This window comes from Sandaracinobacteroides sayramensis, from assembly GCF_022014495.1.
Classification (GTDB): Bacteria; Pseudomonadota; Alphaproteobacteria; order Sphingomonadales; family Sphingomonadaceae; genus Sandaracinobacteroides; species Sandaracinobacteroides sayramense.
Genome location: NZ_JAKLSQ010000003.1, coordinates 63,346 through 80,656 on the forward strand (window position 1 = coordinate 63,346; position 17,311 = coordinate 80,656).

At 67.1% G+C, this 17,311-nt stretch carries 14 protein-coding genes; 5 read left to right on the top strand and 9 right to left on the bottom strand.

Features of this window, described 5'->3' with window-relative positions:
- Positions 1 to 60 precede the first annotated feature (60 nt).
- Genes ileS through L6Q21_RS03190 form a run of 3 tightly spaced genes read left to right on the top strand, consistent with a single transcriptional unit; the run spans position 61 to position 3,780 of the window.
- Positions 61 to 2,859, top strand: coding sequence for an isoleucine--tRNA ligase (gene ileS / locus L6Q21_RS03180; protein WP_237829065.1), 2,799 nt, complete (start codon positions 61 to 63; stop codon positions 2,857 to 2,859).
- A complete protein-coding gene (gene lspA / locus L6Q21_RS03185; protein ID WP_237829066.1) occupies positions 2,856 to 3,347 on the top strand; it encodes a signal peptidase II in 492 nt (163 codons plus the stop codon). The genes ileS and lspA overlap by 4 nt, the downstream gene beginning before the upstream one ends.
- Complete coding sequence (locus L6Q21_RS03190) at positions 3,340 to 3,780, top strand: DUF3035 domain-containing protein (RefSeq protein WP_237829067.1); 441 nt, start codon at positions 3,340 to 3,342, stop codon at positions 3,778 to 3,780. The genes lspA and L6Q21_RS03190 overlap by 8 nt, the downstream gene beginning before the upstream one ends.
- Before the next feature lie 244 nt (positions 3,781 to 4,024).
- Here L6Q21_RS03190 and L6Q21_RS03195 read toward each other — a convergent pair whose 3' ends face one another.
- From L6Q21_RS03195 to hflK, 4 genes are all read right to left on the bottom strand, one after another.
- Complete coding sequence (locus tag L6Q21_RS03195) at positions 4,025 to 5,548, bottom strand: helicase HerA-like domain-containing protein (RefSeq protein WP_418895801.1); 1,524 nt, start codon at positions 5,546 to 5,548, stop codon at positions 4,025 to 4,027.
- 76 nt (positions 5,549 to 5,624) lie between these two features.
- Positions 5,625 to 7,259 carry a Do family serine endopeptidase gene (locus tag L6Q21_RS03200; RefSeq protein ID WP_237829069.1) on the bottom strand — a complete coding sequence of 545 codons (1,635 nt, stop codon included), beginning with the start codon at positions 7,257 to 7,259 and terminating at the stop codon, positions 5,625 to 5,627.
- A gap of 93 nt (positions 7,260 to 7,352) precedes the next feature.
- Positions 7,353 to 8,192, bottom strand: coding sequence for a protease modulator HflC (gene hflC, locus L6Q21_RS03205; RefSeq protein ID WP_237829070.1), 840 nt, complete (start codon positions 8,190 to 8,192; stop codon positions 7,353 to 7,355).
- Positions 8,189 to 9,349, bottom strand: coding sequence for an FtsH protease activity modulator HflK (gene hflK, locus L6Q21_RS03210; protein WP_237829071.1), 1,161 nt, complete (start codon positions 9,347 to 9,349; stop codon positions 8,189 to 8,191). Before hflK ends, hflC begins: the two co-directional genes overlap by 4 nt.
- A gap of 89 nt (positions 9,350 to 9,438) precedes the next feature.
- Between hflK and L6Q21_RS03215 the strand changes: the two genes are divergently transcribed.
- Entirely contained in the window at positions 9,439 to 10,443 is a 1,005-nt protein-coding gene (locus L6Q21_RS03215; protein ID WP_237829072.1) for a P-loop NTPase, read from the top strand.
- Between the two features lie 39 nt (positions 10,444 to 10,482).
- On the opposite strand, the gene L6Q21_RS03220 is transcribed toward L6Q21_RS03215, so the two are convergent.
- Genes L6Q21_RS03220 through L6Q21_RS03230 form a run of 3 tightly spaced genes read right to left on the bottom strand, consistent with a single transcriptional unit; the run spans position 10,483 to position 14,566 of the window.
- Positions 10,483 to 11,832 carry a TldD/PmbA family protein gene (locus L6Q21_RS03220; protein ID WP_237829073.1) on the bottom strand — a complete coding sequence of 450 codons (1,350 nt, stop codon included), beginning with the start codon at positions 11,830 to 11,832 and terminating at the stop codon, positions 10,483 to 10,485.
- 9 nt (positions 11,833 to 11,841) lie between these two features.
- Positions 11,842 to 12,747: a 4-hydroxybenzoate octaprenyltransferase gene (gene ubiA / locus L6Q21_RS03225; RefSeq protein WP_237829074.1), complete on the bottom strand. Its 906-nt coding sequence runs from the start codon at positions 12,745 to 12,747 to the stop codon at positions 11,842 to 11,844.
- A gap of 43 nt (positions 12,748 to 12,790) precedes the next feature.
- On the bottom strand, positions 12,791 to 14,566 hold the full coding sequence (locus L6Q21_RS03230; RefSeq protein ID WP_237829075.1) for a fatty acyl-AMP ligase: 1,776 nt from the start codon (positions 14,564 to 14,566) through the stop codon (positions 12,791 to 12,793).
- 142 nt (positions 14,567 to 14,708) lie between these two features.
- Between L6Q21_RS03230 and L6Q21_RS03235 the strand changes: the two genes are divergently transcribed.
- Positions 14,709 to 15,254, top strand: a complete 546-nt coding sequence (locus tag L6Q21_RS03235) for a regulatory protein RecX (RefSeq protein WP_237829076.1) — start codon at positions 14,709 to 14,711, stop codon at positions 15,252 to 15,254.
- Positions 15,255 to 15,263: 9 nt separating this feature from the next.
- Here L6Q21_RS03235 and L6Q21_RS03240 read toward each other — a convergent pair whose 3' ends face one another.
- Both L6Q21_RS03240 and hisC read right to left on the bottom strand, forming a co-directional pair.
- Positions 15,264 to 16,175: a prephenate/arogenate dehydrogenase family protein gene (locus L6Q21_RS03240; RefSeq protein ID WP_237829077.1), complete on the bottom strand. Its 912-nt coding sequence runs from the start codon at positions 16,173 to 16,175 to the stop codon at positions 15,264 to 15,266.
- Positions 16,175 to 17,278 (bottom strand): histidinol-phosphate transaminase, encoded by a 1,104-nt coding sequence (gene hisC, locus L6Q21_RS03245; RefSeq protein WP_237829078.1) that lies wholly within the window; start codon positions 17,276 to 17,278, stop codon positions 16,175 to 16,177. The genes L6Q21_RS03240 and hisC overlap by 1 nt, the downstream gene beginning before the upstream one ends.
- Between the last annotated feature and the right edge of the window lie 33 nt (positions 17,279 to 17,311).

A 17,311-nucleotide genomic window follows, 5' to 3' on the forward strand; every position in this document is an offset into this window, starting at 1 on the left:
ACTAGCATTCGCAAGGCAGCGGCTTGCAAGGGGCGCGGGATGCTCTAAAGCGTGGCGCCCATGACCGAGAGCAAAAAGGCGGCAGATTACCGCCACACCGTATTCCTGCCCGAGACGGGCTTCCCCATGAAGGCAGGCCTTGCCCAGACCGAGCCGCGCCTGCTGGAACGTTGGGCGGCGGAGGGCGCGCACGAGAAGCTGCGCGCGCTTCGCACTGGCGCTCCGCGCTGGATCCTGCACGACGGCCCGCCCTACGCGAACGGGGACATGCACCTCGGCCATGCGATGAACCACATCCTGAAGGATTTCGTGGTCCGCACCCGCAGCATGCTGGGCTTCGACAGCCCCTATATCCCCGGCTGGGACTGCCACGGCCTGCCGATCGAATGGCGGGTGGAGGAACTGAACCGCGAGAAGGGCATCAGGAAGGGCGACATCGAGCCGATGGCCTTTCGCCAGCAGTGCCGGGACTATGCCGCGCACTGGGTGAATGTGCAGCGCGCGCAACTGAAGCGGCTGGGGGTGTGGGGGGATTGGGATAATCCCTATCTTACCATGGATTTCTCATCCGAAGCTACGATTGCGTCGGAGCTGATGAAGTTCGCGGAAAGCGGCCAGCTCTACCGTGGCGCCAAGCCGGTGATGTGGTCCCCCGTCGAGCAGACGGCGCTGGCGGAAGCCGAAGTCGAATATGAAGAGATCACGTCCACGCAGGTGGATGTGGCGTTCGAGATTATGGAAGCGCCGAACGCGCCGGAACTGGTCGGCGCTTACGTTGTGATCTGGACGACAACACCTTGGACGCTGCCGGTTAACCGGGCTTTGGCATATGGGGAAGATGTAGATTACAGTTTGCTGAAACTATTCGATGAGCAGATGGGAGGACTTGGCGAATATCTGGTTGCGACATCGCTGGTCGATGCTTTCTTGAAGCGTATTGGTCGCGATGGCGCTTTGATCTGGCAGGGCAAAGGCTCTGCTCTCGCCGGCGCCATCGCCCGCCACCCATGGCACCCTCTCGGCGGCTTCTTCGCCGAACCGCGCCCGCTGCTGCCCGGCGAATTCGTCACCACAGATGCCGGCACCGGCCTCGTGCATATGGCGCCGGATCATGGCGAGGACGATTTCCATCTCTGCAAGGCGCATGGCATCGACCCGAAGTTCGTGGTCGGGCCGGACGGCACTTATCAGGCCGACTGGCCGGTCGTCGGCGGGCAGCACGTCTATAAGGTGAACGATCCGGACGGGCCGATCTGCTCGGCGCTGCGCGAAGCCGGCGCCCTGCTGGCGGCGACCACCGACTATCGCCACAGCTATCCGCATAGCTGGCGCTCGAAGAAGAAGCTGATCTACCGCTGCACGCCGCAATGGTTTGTGGCGATGGACCGGAACTTAAGCGACGGCAGCACGCTGCGCGGCCGGGCGCTGAAGGCCATCGGCGAGACGAAATGGTTCCCCAGTCAGGGCGAGAACCGCATCCGCGCCATGGTGGAAGGCCGGCCAGACTGGGTGCTCAGCCGCCAGCGCGCCTGGGGCGTGCCCATCACCCTGTTCGTGAAGAAGGGCACGGGCGACTATCTGCGCGACCGCCAGGTGAACGAGCGCATCGCCGAAGCCATCGCACGGGAAGGGGCCGACGCCTGGTGGACCCGTGACCCGCAAAGCCTGCTAGGCAACGCCTACGACGCCGGGGATTATGAGCAGGTAACGGACATCCTCGATGTCTGGTTCGACAGCGGTTCCACCCATGCCTTCGTCACCGAAGCCCGCCTGCACGCGGAACAGGCCGATCTTTACCTCGAAGGCTCCGACCAGCATCGCGGCTGGTTCCAGTCCTCTCTGCTGGAAAGCTGCGGCACGCGGGGGAGGGCGCCTTACAAGGCGGTGCTCACCCATGGCTTCGCGCTGGACGAGCGCGGCCGCAAGATGTCGAAATCGCTCGGCAATGTGATCGACCCGCTGAAGCTGATCGACGACAGCGGCGCGGACGTGCTGCGCCTCTGGTGCGCCAGCGTCGATTTCGTCGAGGATGTGCGGCTCGGCAAGGCGATGCTGCAGACCGCCATCGACAGCTATCGCAAGCTGCGGAACACGCTGCGCTATCTGCTCGGCGCGCTGAATGGCCATGCGCAGGAGGATAGCGTTCCCGCCGCCGAAATGCCGGAGCTCGAACGCTATATTCTCTCCCGCCTCGCGGCGCTGGACATGGAGCTTCGCGCCGCGCTGGAGGTGCATGGCTATAATCGCTACATCTCGGCGCTGATCGGCTTCGTGAACAGCGATCTTTCCGCCTTCTTCTTCGATGTCCGCAAGGACAGCCTTTATTGCGACGGGCCTTATTCCAGCCGCCGGCGCGCCTATCGCACGGTGCTGGCGAAGCTGTTCGACGCGCTGAACGCCTGGCTGGCGCCGGTGCTGGTCTTCACCACCGAGGAAGCGCATGAGCATCGGCACGGGGCCGGCGGCTCGGTGCATTTCGGCACCTACGCCACAATTCCCGCCGAATGGCGCGACGAGGCGCTGGAAGCCCGTTTCGACCGGCTGCGCGAACTGCGGGCGCTGGTGACGCAGGCGATCGAGCCGATGCGCAGGGAAAAGCAGGTCGGCTCTTCCAACGAGGTGGCGGTTCGCCTGCATCTGCCGGCCGAAGATGCCGCCCTGGTGCGGTCGGTCGATTTCGCGGAATTCTGCATCGTCTCGGCGGTCGAGGTGCTGGAAGGCGCGGACGAGCCGCATGTGGAAACCTGGGCCTCCGCCGATGCGCGCTGCGCCCGTTGCTGGCGCCATCTGCCGGATGTGTCGCCCGAATCCGATCTTTGCGCCCGCTGCGACGAGGTGGTTCTGGAGCATGACGCATGATCCGCTTCGCCTATGCGCTGGCGGCGATCGTCTTCCTGCTCGACCAGTTGGTGAAATACTGGATCATCCATGTGGTGAAGCTGGAGCAGGCGGTGACCATCCCGCTCCTGCCTTTCCTGTCGCTGACCTGGGTGGAAAATCGCGGCGTTTCCATGGGGATGCTGACGGCGGACACGGAAGTGGGCCGCTGGATGCTGGTGGGGCTGACGGCGGTCATCGCCATCGTCGTCGCCTTCTGGATCCGCCGCGAACGCGCCTGGCCGGAAGCGCTGGCGCTGGGGCTGGTGCTGGGCGGCGCGATCGGCAACATCGTCGATCGCGTGCGCTTCGGCTATGTGGTGGACTTCGTGCATTTGCACGCGGGCCCCTGGTCCTTCTATGTATTCAACATCGCGGATGCGGCCATCACCATCGGCGTGGTGATCCTTCTCGTTCGTGCGCTCATCGGCCGTTCAGACGGCCAGTCGGAAAGAAGCAAAGATGCGTAATGCCCTGATCCTCCTCGCCGCGCCCGCCGTGCTTCTTATCGGCTGCAAGAGCAACGACATCGCCGACCGCAAGCGGCCGGACGAATTCGCCGTGGGCAAGCAGGCGCCGCTGGTGATTCCGCCGGATTATGCCCTGGTGCCGCCGCGCCCCGGTTCGCCGCGCCCCATTGCCGCCGACAGCCAGCAACAGGCGCTGGAAGCGCTGTTCGGCCCCGGCGTGCAACTGCCGCCGCGCTCCGAGATCGAGAACAGGCTGCTCTCAGACGCGAACGCGCTTCGCACCGACCAGAGCGTGCGCAACACCGCGACCGACCTCACCGGCCAGCACAATGTGGCCGTGGTGGACAAGGGCCAGTTCCTGCGCGAACTGCTGGACGCGCCGGCCGCCACCCGCAACGCCGATATCGCCCGGGTGACCGTTCCGGGCGCCTGAGGCGCGGACGAAGGGAGCCTGCCTCCCTGATTGCAGTTTACCCACCAACGGCAATTATACGGTCGCCGAGCTGGCACCGGACATTTCCAACAGCCGTCACCCCGGGCTTGACCCGGGGTCTTGCTGTCTTCCTCAAGCGCGGCGCCGGCAGAAAAGCGGGACCCCGGGTCAAGCCCGGGGTGACGAGGGAGTTGTATAGCCATCGCTTCCCACTGGAACCGCCGTTCGCTGCGTGGGTTGCATCCTATCTTTTGCGGAACAGGCCTCCCAGCACGCCGCGCACGATGCTGCGGCCGGCCTGCACGGCGACTGCCGTCGCGGTGGCGACGGCCACTTTTTCCGCTTTCCCCATCGGCGAGTTGCGATAGGCCCGCTGCGCAGCGGCATCTTCCTTCGCCTTCTGCGCGGCGGCTTTCTTCGCATCCGCCTCGGCCCTGGCCTCGGCCTTTTCCCTCTGCACGGCTTCCACCTTCGCGGACAGCACTTCGAACGCCGACTCCCGGTCGACCGTCTCGTCATATTTGCCGGCCAGCGGTGAGGAGGTGAGAAGCACCTTGCGTTCGGCCGACTCCAGCGGCCCCACGCGCGAGGCCGGCGGGCGGATCAGCACGCGCTCCACAGGGGAGGGGGCGCCATCGGTCATCAGCAGCGAAACCAGCGCCTCGCCGGTCTTCAGCTCGGTGATTTCCCGTTCCACATTCACTTTCGGGTTCGGGCGGAAGGTCTGTGCGGCGGCCTTCACCGCCTTCTGGTCGCGCGGGGTGAAGGCGCGGAGCGCATGCTGCACGCGGTTGCCGAGCTGGCCGGCGATATCCTCCGGCACGTCGATCGGATTCTGGGTGATGAAATAGACGCCGACGCCTTTCGAGCGGATCAGGCGGACGACCTGCTCCACCTTATCCAGCAGCGCTTTCGGCGCCTCGTCGAACAGCAGATGCGCCTCGTCGAAGAAGAAGACGAATTTCGGCTTGTCCGGGTCGCCCACTTCGGGAAGCTCTTCGAACAGCTCGGACAGCATCCACAGCAGGAAGGTGGCGTAGAGCTTCGGGCTGGACATCAGCTTGTCGGCGGCCAGGATGTTGACCTGCCCCCGGCCGTCGTCGGCCAGCCGGATCATGTCGGTCATCACCAGCGCCGGTTCGCCGAAGAAGCGGTCGCCGCCCTGCGATTCCAGCGCCAGCAACTGGCGCTGGATGGCGCCGATGGAGGCGGAGGTGACATTGCCGTAGCTGGTGGCCAGATCCTTGGCATTGTCGGCGCACCAGGTCAGCATCTGCTTCAGGTCCTTCATGTCCAGCAGCAGCAGGCCCTGATCGTCGGCGGCCTTGAAGGCGATGTTCAGCACGCCTTCCTGGGTTTCGTTGAGGCCGAGAAGGCGGGCCAGCAGCAGCGGCCCCATTTCGGAAATGGTGGTGCGGACAGGGTGGCCCTGCTCTCCGAACAGGTCCCAGAAGACGGCGGGGGTATCGGCATAGGGGTAGCTGCCAAGGCCGATGTCGGCGGCGCGCTTCTGGAAGGCGTCATGCGTCTTGGCGGTGGGAGAGCCGGGCATGGCGATTCCGGAGAGATCGCCCTTCACATCCGAAAGGAACACCGGAACGCCGGCCTTGCTGAAGCCCTCGGCGAGGATCTGCAGGGTGACGGTCTTGCCGGTGCCGGTGGCTCCGGCGATCAGCCCGTGGCGGTTGGCGCGTTTCAGCACCAGGGCCTGCGGCGCTTCGCCGCCCGCTTGCGCGCCGATGAAAAGGGTGCCGTCGGTATCGGTCATCATATCCCCACTGCCCGGTTTGGTTCCCGGGCAGTGGTAGCTTCCTCGAACGGCGATTTCACGCCTTTATTGGCGGTTACTGGACTTTCACGCCCACGAAACGGCCGGGCGCGTTGCCGCGCTGGACGAACAGCAGAACCGTGTCGCGGCCGGCCTTGCGGGCGGCGGCCACGGCGTCGGCCGCCTGCTGTGGGCTGGAAACCGGCTGCTGGTTGACCGAGACGATGATGTCGCCGCGCTGCAGGCCTTCCTCGGCGGCATTGGAGGACGGGTTGACGTCGGCGATGACGACGCCCGTCACCGTGTCCGGCAGGCGGAGCTGGCGGCGGATTTCCGGCGAGATGGCCTGCAGGGTGATTCCCAGCGATTTGCGCGTGGCATCCGATCCGGCGCTCTTCTCATCGGGCGCGGGCTGCTCGGGCTGGCCCAGAAGCGACGCTTCGGACGGACGCTCGCCGATGGTGGCGGTCAGCGTCTGGCGCTTGCCGCCGCGGATCACTTCCACCGGGATTCGCGAGCCGATGGGCGTGTTGGCGACGATGTAGGAAAGGTTGTTGTCGGGCGTGACGTCCTGCCCGGCCACCTTCACCACCACATCGCCCTGTTGCAGGCCGGCGGCGCGCGCCGGGCCGCCGGGCTCGACGGAAGCGATGATCTCGCCCCGGTCCTTGGGCAGGCCGAGCGAGGCGGCGATCGCGGGGCTCATGTTCTGGATCTGCACGCCCAGATAGCCGCGGCGAACCTTGCCCGAGGTGCGGAGCTGCTCGATAACCGGTTGCGCCAGTTCCGCCGGAATGGCGAAGCCGACGCCGACATTGCCGCCGGTCGGGGAGAAGATCGCCGTGTTCACGCCGATCACATTGCCGTTCAGATCGAACAGCGGGCCGCCGGAATTGCCCTGGTTGATGGAGGCGTCGGTCTGGATATAGCGGTCGTAGGCGCCGCCGCCCTGGATGCCGCGGTGCAGCGCCGAGACGATGCCGGCGGTGACCGTGCCGCCAAGGCCGAAGGGGTTGCCGATGGCGATCGCCCAGTCGCCGACGCGGGTGCCTTCGCTGTTGCCGAACTGCACATAGGGCAGGTTCTGGCCGTCGATCTTCAGCAGCGCGAGATCGGAAAGCGGGTCGCGGCCGATCACCCGCGCGGTGTATTCGCGGCGGTCGGACAAGGTGACGGTGATGGTGTCCACCAGCTTCTGGCCGTCGCGGCCGGAAATCACATGGTTGTTGGTGACGATATAGCCGTCCGCCGAGATCAGGAAGCCCGAGCCGAGCGACTGGGCTTCGCGGGTGACCGGCTGGCCATCGTCCCCCTGCTGCTCCTGGAAGCGGCGGAACAGGTCCTCGATGTTGGTGCCGGGCGCGAAGCGCGGGAAACGGCCCACTTCCACCCTCTGCGTGGTGGAGATGTTGACGACGGCCGGTTGCAGCTTCGCCGTCAGGTCCGCGAAGCTCATCGGCGCGCCGCGCGGGGGCAGGGCGAGCGGCTGCTGGGCTGGCTGCGCGGCGGGCGCCGCCGGGTTCTGGGCAGGCGTCTGCACGGCGGTTTGCGCGAACACCGGAATGGCGGTCGCCACCACGGCGGCGATGCCGGCCGAAAGACCTGCCGTCAGGAAGCCGGCGCGCCGGGAGCCGGTTTTTTGAGGGGCGGGTTGATCAGTATTCGTCTGGGGAAGGCTGTCCGTCACTTGGGACTCCGCATCTTTGGTCATCGGTCAGCCTCTTCGGGACTTTTGATTTAATCTTGGATGAATGGTGCCATTGCCACGATCAATTGTTGCAATGGCCCCTGGTTCGATGGGTGGCTAGTTGCTGCGCCGTCCGTTGAACTCCCGCAGGAACTCGTTGGACGGGCTGAGAACGACGGAACTGTTCCCTTGCGCGAAGCTCTTCCGATACGCCTCCATCGAGCGATAGAAGGAATAGAATTGCGGATCCTTGCCGAAGCTCTCGGCATAGACCCGCGCCGCCTGCGCATCGGCTTCGGCGCGGATGATCTGCGCGTTCTTCGCGCCTTGCGCGCGGATGGTCAGCGCTTCCTGTTCGCGCGCGGTGCGCATCCGCTCGAAGGCGGCTTCCAGCGGCGTGCCCGGCGGCAGGTCGGCCCGCTTGATCCTGACGTCGATGATCTCCGCGCCATAGGCCTTGGCCGAGCGGTTCACCGCATCCTGGATATTGTCCATCGAGCGGCCGCGCTCGGGGGACAGAAGCGCGTCGAAGCGTTGCGCGCCAAGCTCGTTGCGGATTCGCGACGAGAGGATTCGCGACAGTTCCTCGGTCAGCCGGTCTTCCGTGCGCACGGTCTGGTACATGCGCACCGGATCAACGACGCGGAAACGGGCATAGGCGTCCACCACCAGCCGCAACTGATCGGTGGAGAGCACCGTCTGCGGCGGAATGTCGAGCGACATGATCCGCTTGTCGACGAAGACCGCATTCTGAAGGAAGGGCGTGCGCAGCACGAGGCCGGCGCCGGTTTCCCCGAAACTCTGGTTCGGCTTATAGGTGTTCACCGTCGACACCGGGCGGCCGAGTTGCAGGATGATCGCCTGCTTGTCCTCCGGCACGCGCAGCACCGAAAGCGCGAGCCCCACGCCGGCGGCGGCAAGGACGGCAGCGCCGATCGCGATATTGCGCTGGTTCATCGCTGCGCCTCCTCGGCCTGGGCGGCACGGTTGCGCCGCTGAATTTCCGGCAGCGGCAGATAGGCCTGCACACCGGGCGTCTCGATCACCGTCGTGTCCACCTTGCCGAGCACATTTTCCATGGTTTCAAGATACATACGTTTGCGCGTCACTTCAGGGGCAAGGCGATATTCCTCATACACCTTGTCGAAGGCGGCGGTGGCGCCGGCGGCCTGCGCCTGGATCTGCTGGGCGTAGGCGCGGGCCTGGTTCAGGAACTGCTGCGCGTCCTGCTGGGCGGCCGACACATCCTTGAAGGCTTCGTCGACGGCGTTCGGCGGGTCGGCCTTGTTGATGTCCACGCCCTGGATCAGCACACCGGCGCGATAGCTGTCGAGGATTTCCTGCACCCGCTCGCGCACCTGCTCGGCGATCGCGGCGCGCTCCGGGCCGATGGCGTTGTTGAGGGTCGAGCGGCCGATGATCTCGCGCATCGCCGATTCGGTGGCGTCGCGCACCGTCGCTTCCGGGTCGGCGACCTGGAAGAGGAAGTCTTCCGCGTTCTTGATCCGCCAGCGGACGGCATAGGCGATGCTGATGACATTGCCGTCTCCGGTGATCATCAGATTCTCATTCTCGCCATCGACCGTGCCGATGAGGGTGGTGCGGATATCCTCGAAGCGCACCTTCGTCACCTGGTCGATGGGGGCCGGCAGCTTCAGGTGGAAACCCGGATTGCTGGTGGAGGAATATTGCCCGAAGCGGGTGACGACGCCGCGCTCGCCCGCGCCCACCTGATAGGCGGAGGTGGAAGCGAGAAGGATCACCGCCAGGCCGCCGCCGATCAGCCCCCAGGGAATATTGGGCGCGGAGCGCCCGCCGCCGCGTCCACCGCCGCCGCCCTGGTTGCCGCCGAGGCCGCGAAGCCGCTCCTGGCTGCGGCGGATGAAATCGTCGAAGTCGGGCGCGCCATTTCCGCGCGGGCGCCCCTCGTTGCCGCCGCGCGGGCCTGTGGGTTCGCCCCATGGGTTGCGCGGGCCGGAAGACGGTTCCTTGCCCTGCCCACTGCCCTGACCGCCGCCTTGCGAGCCGCCGGGCATACCCCAGGGGTTGCGGCGCTTGCCGTTCTCCCCGTTCCGGCCGGATTCCTCGCCGTCCTCATTGTTCTGCCAGGGCATGTACGCCTTTCTGTCCCTTCCGCTGACCGGATTGCAGGTCCCTTCAGGGCGATATAGGAGCCTCGCTCAGAGAAAGCGAGGCGTCAATCGTGGACAGGAACAGCGCAGCCACTCTGCTGGAGCAGATGCCGGACCCGAAACGCACGGGATCGCTGATGGCCGCCGGGCGGGTTTCCGGCCTGGTGGCCCGAGGCGACGGCAACGTGGGGCTGGTGCTGGACGTCGCGGACCTGACGCGCGCCGAAGCGCAGGCGCTGGAAATCGCCATAGGCGAGCGGCTGCGCGCCGGCGGCTTCCAGTCCGTCCGGGTGATCCAGACGGCGGAACGCGGGGCGATGCCCGTCGGGGATGCCGCCGTCATCCCGGGCGTCCGGCATATCATCGGGGTGGGCGCCGGAAAGGGCGGAGTGGGGAAGTCCACGATCGCGGCGGGGCTGGCACTGGCGCTTTGTCGCCGGGGGTTGAAGGTGGGGCTGCTGGATGGCGATATCCAGGGGCCGTCGCTGCATATCCTGCTGGGCGTGAAAGAGCGGGCGCGGGCGACGGCGGAAAAGCGCCTCATTCCCATGGAGGCGCATGAGCTGAAGATGCTTGGAATGGGCGTGATGGCCGATCCGGACAAGGCCGTCGCCTGGCGCGGGCCGATGGTGGCAGGGGCCATGCTGCAGATGGCGACGGTCGCCGACTGGGGCGAACTCGACATATTGGTGATCGACCTGCCGCCCGGAACCGGGGATGTGCATCTGTCCCTGGCGCAGAAGCTGAAGCCTAGCGGCGCACTCGTGGTTTCGACGCCGCAGGAACTGGCGCGCGCCGATGCCCGCCGCGCGGTCGCCTTCTTCGAACAATTGATGGTGCCGGTGCTGGGCGTGGTGATGAACATGGCCGGCATGGCGGGGCCGGACGGCAGCACTTTATATCCCTTCGGCCGGCCGGAAGGCGAATTGGCGCCCGGCGCGGAAACGCTGGCGGAACTGCCGCTGGACCCGGCGGTGGTGGAAGCGTCGGACTCGGGCCGGCCGCTGGCTGACGGCCCGGTCGCGCAAGGGCTGGACCGGGTGGCGGAGGCGGTGGCGCGGAAACTGCGGCTCTAGGTTGGGGTCTCCTATTCCCCTCCGTCACCCCAAGCTTTATTACCCCGCGATCGTCATCCCATCCACCCGAATGGTGGGGGCATTCGACGCCTGGCGGAACTGCAGGTCATTCGCCGGGCGCAGGGCGCGGAACATTTCCAGCAGGTGGCCGGCGATCGTCGCTTCGGCGACGGGCTCGGCCAGCCGGCCGTCGCGTATGCGGAACCCGCCGGCGCCACGGCTGTAATCGCCCGTCAAAAGACTAACCCCCATTCCAATCAATTCATTGACATAAAGTCCGTCCTTTACATCCGATATAAGCTCCTCCGGGCTTTCGCTGCCGGCCTCCAGCCAGAGGTTCGACGCTGAGACACCGGGCGGGCCGCTGCTTCCCCGGCTGGCATGGCCGGTGGGGGCAAGGCTCAATTGCCGGCCGGAGGCGCTGTCGATCAGCCAGCCGGTGAGGCGGCCGCCGGAAACGAGGCTGCGTGGCGCGGTGGGCAGGCCCTCGCCATCGAAGGCGCGGGAGCGCAGGGCGCGCGGCAGGTGCGGGTTGTCGTGAATGGCGATCCCGGGCGCGAACAGCGACTCGTCCTCACGGCCGATCAGGAAGCTGGTTTTCCGGGCGATGGAGGAACCGCTGATGGCCCCCAGCAGATGGCCGATGAGGCTGGCGGAAACGCGCGGATCGAAGACCACGGGCAGGGCGCCGGTGGGCGTCTGCCCGGGATTCAGCCGTTTGACCGTGCGCTCGCCAGCCTCGCGCCCGATATCCGCCGGCGATTCGAGATCGGAGAGATGTCGGGCGGAATGCCATTCATAATCGCGCTGGCGGCCGGCACCATCGCCCGCGATCACCACCGCCGAGACGGAAACCGATGTGCCGCTGGCCGCTCCCCTGAACCCGTGGGAAGTCGCGAGTGCCGAAACGCTGAGCCCCGCGCTTGCCGAGCCACCCTCGCTGGTGCTGATCCCGGGAACGGCGCGGGCGGCGTCTTCCGCCTCCAGCGCCATCGCCTTCAGCCGTTCGGCGGGCAATGCCTCGACGGCCGGGTCGAACAGGTCGAAATCGGCGAAGGGGCCTTTCGCCAGCCGTTCCTGCGGGGCGAGACCGGCATAGGGGTCGGACGTGGCTTCGCGCGCCATGGAGAGGGCGCGCTGGACCGCTTCGTCCAGCGCCTGCGGCGAGAGGTCCGATACCGAAACCTGCGCCGAGCGGTCACCCAGGAACAGGCGCAGGCCGATTTCCTCGCCTTCCGAGCGGCCGATATCCTCCAAGGCGCCATGGCGCACGCCGATTCCGGTGGAGGCTTCCCCGAAATAGACGGCGTCGGCCTTGTCGGCGCCGGACTTGCGGGCGGTGCCGAGCAAATGGTCGAGACGGTCGAGAGCCTGGTCTTGTGTCAGCATGGGAGGGGCTTAGGCCCCGGCTTCGATGGCGGCAAGCAGGATGGGCAGCAGCAGCAACGGGCCGGTGAACTGGTTGGCGCGAAAGCGCTTCAGCGCCGATTGCGTGTCGGTGGGTTGAAGGGTGACGGCCTGCCAGCCCAGATGCGCCGCCGCCGGAATCAGGCTGGCGATGACCGGCCAGGATGCGCCCCAGCGCCACAGCGCCAATGCCATAAGCGCAACCGTCAGGGCATAGAAAAGGCCGACGCCCGGCTTCAGCCAGGCGCCCATCGCCCGGGCGGAGGATTTTACCCCGGCGAGCGCGTCATCCTCCACATCCTGCGTGGCGTAGATGCTGTCGTAGCCGAGCGTCCAGGCGATGGCGGCGCCATAGACCAGCAGCATCACCGGCAGGTCGGCGCGCAGCGTCGGGTCGGCGGCGGCCCAGCCGACGGGAATGCCCCAGTTGAAGGTCAGCCCCAGCCAGGCCTGCGGCCACCAGGTGATGCGCTTCATGAAGGGGTAGCCCGCCACCAGCATGAGCGAGGCCAGAGCCACCCATTGCGCCTGGCGCGGCAGGGCGAGGAGCACGCCGAGCCCCACCAGCGAAAGCAGCAGCAGGAAAAGCCGGGCGCGCTTCACCGAAATGGCGCCGCTGGCGACCGGCCGGCTGGCGGTGCGCGCCACCTGCGCGTCCAGATCGCGGTCCACTATGTCGTTGTAGACGCAGCCGGCGGTGCGCATGGCGACGGAGCCGAGAAAGAACAAAGGCCACAGCGGCCACCAGCCGGCAACGGGCGCCAGAAAGGCGCCGAAAAGGCAGGGCCAGAACAGCAGCCAGATGCCGGCCGGCCTGTCGAACCGGCCCAGCCGCGCGTAAAGAGCGGCGCGGGGCGGCAGGCGGTCGACCCAGTTGGCGATGGCGTCGGGGGTCATGCGCCAGCTTTAGGCCAGGCTGGCGCCACCATGGAAGGGGCGTTCAGGCCGCGACGTCGAAGGGCACGATTTCGCCCGACAGGTAAAGCTGGCGCGCCTTCACCCGGCTGAGCTTGCCCGACGAGGTGCGCGGCAGGGTGCGCGGCGGCACCAGTTCCACCACGCAGCTCATGCCGGTGATGGAGCGGACCTTGTTGCGGATCGCTTCCTTCAGCCGGGCGCGCTCGTCGAGGTCCGTCGTGCGGCATTGCACCAGCACGGCCGGCGCTTCCTCGCCCTGCGGCGTGGTGATGGAGAAGGCAGCGATGTCGCCGGCCTTGAAGCCTTCGAGCTGCTCGATCGCCCATTCGATATCCTGCGGCCAGTGATTCTTGCCGTTGAGGATGATCATGTCCTTGGCGCGGCCGACGATGAAGAGATGGCCGTTGACGAGATAGCCCATGTCCCCCGTGTCCAGCCAGCCGTCCGCCGAAAGGCAGGCGGCGGTCGCTTCCGGGTCGCGGAAATAGCCCTGCATGATCCCCAGGCCCTTCACCAGCACCCGGCCGATCTGCCGGTCGCCCAGAATCTGGGAATCGTTGCCGCGAATCTCGATGGAAAGGCCCTTCAACGCCACGCCGCAATCGACGATGGCGCGGTAGCGGACGGGTTTGGCAAGATCTGAAGGATTGTCGGCAAAACCTTCGCCTGCAAGCTTTTTCTCATCGATGAGATCGCAGACGATCCCCTGGCCGGCAGGGGCCACGGTCACCGCCAGCGTGGCTTCGGCAAGGCCGTAGCTGGGGGTGAAGGCTTCCGCGCGGAAACCGGCCGGCGCGAAGGCGTCGACGAAGGCCTGGCAGATGTCGGGCCGGATCATGTCGGCGCCGTTGCCGGCGATCTTCCAGCGCGACAGGTCGAAGCGGCCGGCCACGTCCGTCTGGGTGGAGACGCGGCGGGCGCAGATGTCGTAGCCGAAGGTCGGCGAGTAGGAGAGGCTGTTGCCCGGATTGCGGCTGATCAGCGTCAGCCAGCTGAGCGGGCGGCGGGCGAAATCGTCGGTGGCGATGAAGTCCACCGAAAGCTGCACCGCCATCGGCGACAGGAAGGTGCCGACGAGACCCATGTCGTGATACCAGGGCAGCCAGCTGATGCCACGGTCGCCGACGGCCAATTGCATGGAAAGCGCGTGGCCGTTGAGGTTGGCCATCACCGCCCGGTGCGTCACCGCGACGCCGTGCGGGAAGCGGGTGGAGCCGCTGCTGTATTGCAGATAGGCGATGGCGTCCGGATCGGCTTTCGGAAGCGCGGCGGCCGGCGCGGGCAGGGCGGCGAACTCCTCCCAACCCATGGCGGGCGCCAGACCTTCGGCGGCCTCGGCGAACATCGCCTTCAGGCTGTCCGGCCCGAGGACGAGGACAGGATCGCAACTGGAAAGCTGCACGCGGATCTGTTCGACATAGGCCTGCCGGCCGCCGAACGAGGTGGGCAGCGGCAGCGGCACGGGCAGCACGCCGGCATAGAGGGCGGCATAGAAGGCAGCGGCGAATTCGGCGCCGGTTTCGGCGATCAGCGCCAGGCGTTCGCCGGGCTTCACGCCATGCGCGATCAGGCGCAGCGCATTTTCGCGGGCGTCGCGCGCCAGTTCCGCAAAAGGATAGGCGCGCAGCAGGTTGGCGCGGGCGTCGTAGAAATTATAGCCGGTCGCGCCGGTCGCCGCGTAATCCAGGGCGTCGGTCAGCGTTTCGTATCGGCCCGTCACAAACGGGATGCCGGAAAGAAGAGGCGTCGGCTCCGGCCCGTTCGGGGCGTCGGTCGCGGCTTCGTCCACAGCTGTCATTCCTGGCGTACCCTTAACTGCTGGTGCCCGGTTGCCGGCACCCTTCGCGCACAACCCATGGCGCAGAATAGCACAGGTTGCACGCTGCATGTGGATGCCATGCTGGTTCAAAAGAGGCCCGAACTGTGGCAGCAAGGTGGCAATGGCCTCGAAAACGCGGGAACGACGGGAAAGAAAGCCGGCTGCGCCGCTGGACGCGGGCGCCCTGCAAGCCGTTGCGGTTCGCTATGTGGAGCGATTCCAGACCAGCCGGGCACGGCTCATCCGGCTGCTGGAGCAGAAGCTGCGGCAGCGCGGCTGGGAGGAGGGGGGGGCACCGCCCGATCTCGACGCCATCGCCGACCGGATGGTGGAACTGGGCTATGTGAACGACGCGCTGTTCGCGGAAAGCCGGGCGCGAGGGCTTTCGCGGCGCGGATTGGGGCAGGCACGGGTGCGGCAGACGCTCGCCGCCAATGGGATCGACGGGGATGTTCAGGCCTCGGCACTGGAGCAGGTGGATGCGCTGGAGGCGGCGCTGCTGTTCGCGCGGCGCAAGCGGCTCGGCCCGTTCGGCCCTCCGCCCGAAGATCGCAGCGCCGAGGAGAAGCAACTTGCGGCTATGGCGCGGGCCGGCCATCCGTCGGTTCTGGCGCGCGCGATCGTGCGGGCGCGCAGCGAGGACGAGTTGCCCAACGCCTTCGACTGAAGCTGTGGGTCAGCCCGGATTTCGACCGAAGTCGGGGGCGGCCGTGTCCTGCCCCGCCTCGACGATGGCCCGGCGGATATCGCGGGACTGGCTGAAGCGCTGGAACAGCGTATCGCCCTCGCCCCAGCGGATGGCGCGTTGCAGAGCGGCGATGTCCTCGCTCACCCGGCCCAGCACTTCCAGCACCGCATCCTTGTTGGTCAGGAACACGTCGCGCCACATGGTCGGGTCGGATGCGGCGATGCGGGTGAAATCGCGGAAGCCGCCGGCCGAATATTTGATCACTTCGCCCCGGGTCACGCCTTCCAGATCGGCCGCCGTGCCGACGATCGAATAGGCGATCAGGTGCGGGATATGGCTGGTGACGGCCAGCACCAGATCATGGTGGCGGGCGTCCATGACATCCACCTTCGAACCAAGCCTCGTCCAGAATTCCGCCAGCCGGGTGACGGTCGATTCCGGGGTGCCGGGTTGCGGTGTCAGGATACACCAACGGCCTTCGAACAATTGCGCGAAGCCGGCGTCCGGCCCGGAACGCTCCGTGCCGGCGACCGGGTGGGCGGGCACCAGCTGCACGCCATGCGGCAGCAGCGGGCCAAGCGTGTCGATGACCGTCTGCTTGGCCGAGCCGACGTCCGACACAAGCGTTCCGGGCGAAAGCTCGGGCGCTATCTCCGCCCCGACGCTGGCGAAGGCGCCGAGCGGCACGGCCAGGATCACAAGATCCGCGTCGACCACCGCAGCGCCCGGCGAGTCGGCTACATCGTCCACCAACCCAAGCTCGTGCACGCGAACGCGCACGGCCTCGTCGATGTCGGTTCCGGTCAGGTGCACGGTCGGCATGTGCTGGCGCACGGCGCGCGCCAGCGAAGAGCCGATGAGGCCGAGGCCGATGATGGCGACGCGGGAAAAGGGCAGCATCAGGCAGCTTCGGCGATGGCCCGCAGCGCCGCGATCACGCCGCTGGTTTCATCCTCTGTGCCGACGGAAATCCTGAGCGCATGCGGCAGGCCCTGGCCCGGGAGCCAGCGGGTGATGTAGCCCGCTTCCGCCAGCCCTTTGTGGATCGTCTCGGCCGTCAGCGGCCCGCTTTCCGGGCAGGTCATCAGCACGAAATTCGCCTCGGACGGGACGGCGTTCAGCCCCTTGTTGCCAAGCTTGCCGATCGCCTCCGCAAGGCGTGTGCGCTGTTCGCGATTCCAGGCCCGGCAATTCGCCACATGCTGCTGGTCGAGCGTCGCGGCTTCCGCGGCGGCCAGCGCCGGCACCGAGATGGGGAAGGGCGCGCGCACCCGGTTCAGTTCGGCGACAATGTCCGGGTGGCCGGTCGCCCAGCCGACCCGCAGCCCGCCCAGCCCATAGATTTTCGAAAAGGTGCGGGTGACCAGCACATTCGGATGCGCGGCGGCCAGCGCCAGCCCGCCGTCCGGGTCGGGCGAGTCGAGATATTCGGCATAGGCCTGGTCGATCACCAGCAGCACGTCGGGGCGGAGCGCGGCGTGCAGCCGGGCGACTTCCGCCGCCGAAACCATCGTGCCGGTGGGGTTGTTAGGATTGGCGAGATAGACCAGCCGCGTATCCGCGCGGACGGTCGCCAGCAGCGCGTCGATGTCGGCGGTATAATCCCGGTCGGGCGCGGCCAGTGGCTCCGCCCCGGCGCGGCGGGCGGCGATCGGATAGACCATGAAGCCGTGGCGCACATAGGCGACGCTGTCGCCCGGCTTGCAGTAGATCATGGGCAGAAGCTGCAGGATCTCGTCGGAGCCGGTGCCGCAGACGATCCGCTCCGCGTCCAGCCCGTGCAGCGCGGCGATCTTCGCGCGCAGGCCGGCGGCGGTGCCGTCCGGGTAGCGGTGGCTTTCGCCGGCCCCGGCCCGCAGCGCCTCGACCGCATGCGGACTCGGCCCCCAGGGGTTCTCGTTGGAGGAGAGCTTGACGGGCGGCTTGCCGCCCACGCCCTTGGACGAGCCGGGAACATAGGCCTGGATTTCGCGGATCCACGGGTTGGCGATCGGAGCAGTCATGCGCGGTTCCCTAGGGGCGGCGGCCCGGCCCGG

Bases quoted from the DNA above. Each gene is read 5' to 3' on its own strand.
- L6Q21_RS03195 (WP_418895801.1), bottom strand. From the start codon at position 5,548: ATGACCGATACCGACGGCACCCTTTTCATCGGCGCGCAAGCGGGCGGC.
- L6Q21_RS03220 (WP_237829073.1), bottom strand. From the start codon at position 11,832: ATGCTGACACAAGACCAGGCTCTCGACCGTCTCGACCATTTGCTCGGC.
- L6Q21_RS03240 (WP_237829077.1), bottom strand. From the start codon at position 16,175: ATGCTGCCCTTTTCCCGCGTCGCCATCATCGGCCTCGGCCTCATCGGC.
- ileS (WP_237829065.1), top strand. From the start codon at position 61: ATGACCGAGAGCAAAAAGGCGGCAGATTACCGCCACACCGTATTCCTG.
- hisC (WP_237829078.1), bottom strand. From the start codon at position 17,278: ATGACTGCTCCGATCGCCAACCCGTGGATCCGCGAAATCCAGGCCTAT.
- hflC (WP_237829070.1), bottom strand. From the start codon at position 8,192: ATGAACCAGCGCAATATCGCGATCGGCGCTGCCGTCCTTGCCGCCGCC.
- hflK (WP_237829071.1), bottom strand. From the start codon at position 9,349: ATGCCCTGGCAGAACAATGAGGACGGCGAGGAATCCGGCCGGAACGGG.
- ubiA (WP_237829074.1), bottom strand. From the start codon at position 12,747: ATGACCCCCGACGCCATCGCCAACTGGGTCGACCGCCTGCCGCCCCGC.
- L6Q21_RS03230 (WP_237829075.1), bottom strand. From the start codon at position 14,566: ATGACAGCTGTGGACGAAGCCGCGACCGACGCCCCGAACGGGCCGGAG.
- L6Q21_RS03200 (WP_237829069.1), bottom strand. From the start codon at position 7,259: ATGACCAAAGATGCGGAGTCCCAAGTGACGGACAGCCTTCCCCAGACG.
- L6Q21_RS03190 (WP_237829067.1), top strand. From the start codon at position 3,340: ATGCGTAATGCCCTGATCCTCCTCGCCGCGCCCGCCGTGCTTCTTATC.
- lspA (WP_237829066.1), top strand. From the start codon at position 2,856: ATGATCCGCTTCGCCTATGCGCTGGCGGCGATCGTCTTCCTGCTCGAC.
- L6Q21_RS03235 (WP_237829076.1), top strand. From the start codon at position 14,709: ATGGCCTCGAAAACGCGGGAACGACGGGAAAGAAAGCCGGCTGCGCCG.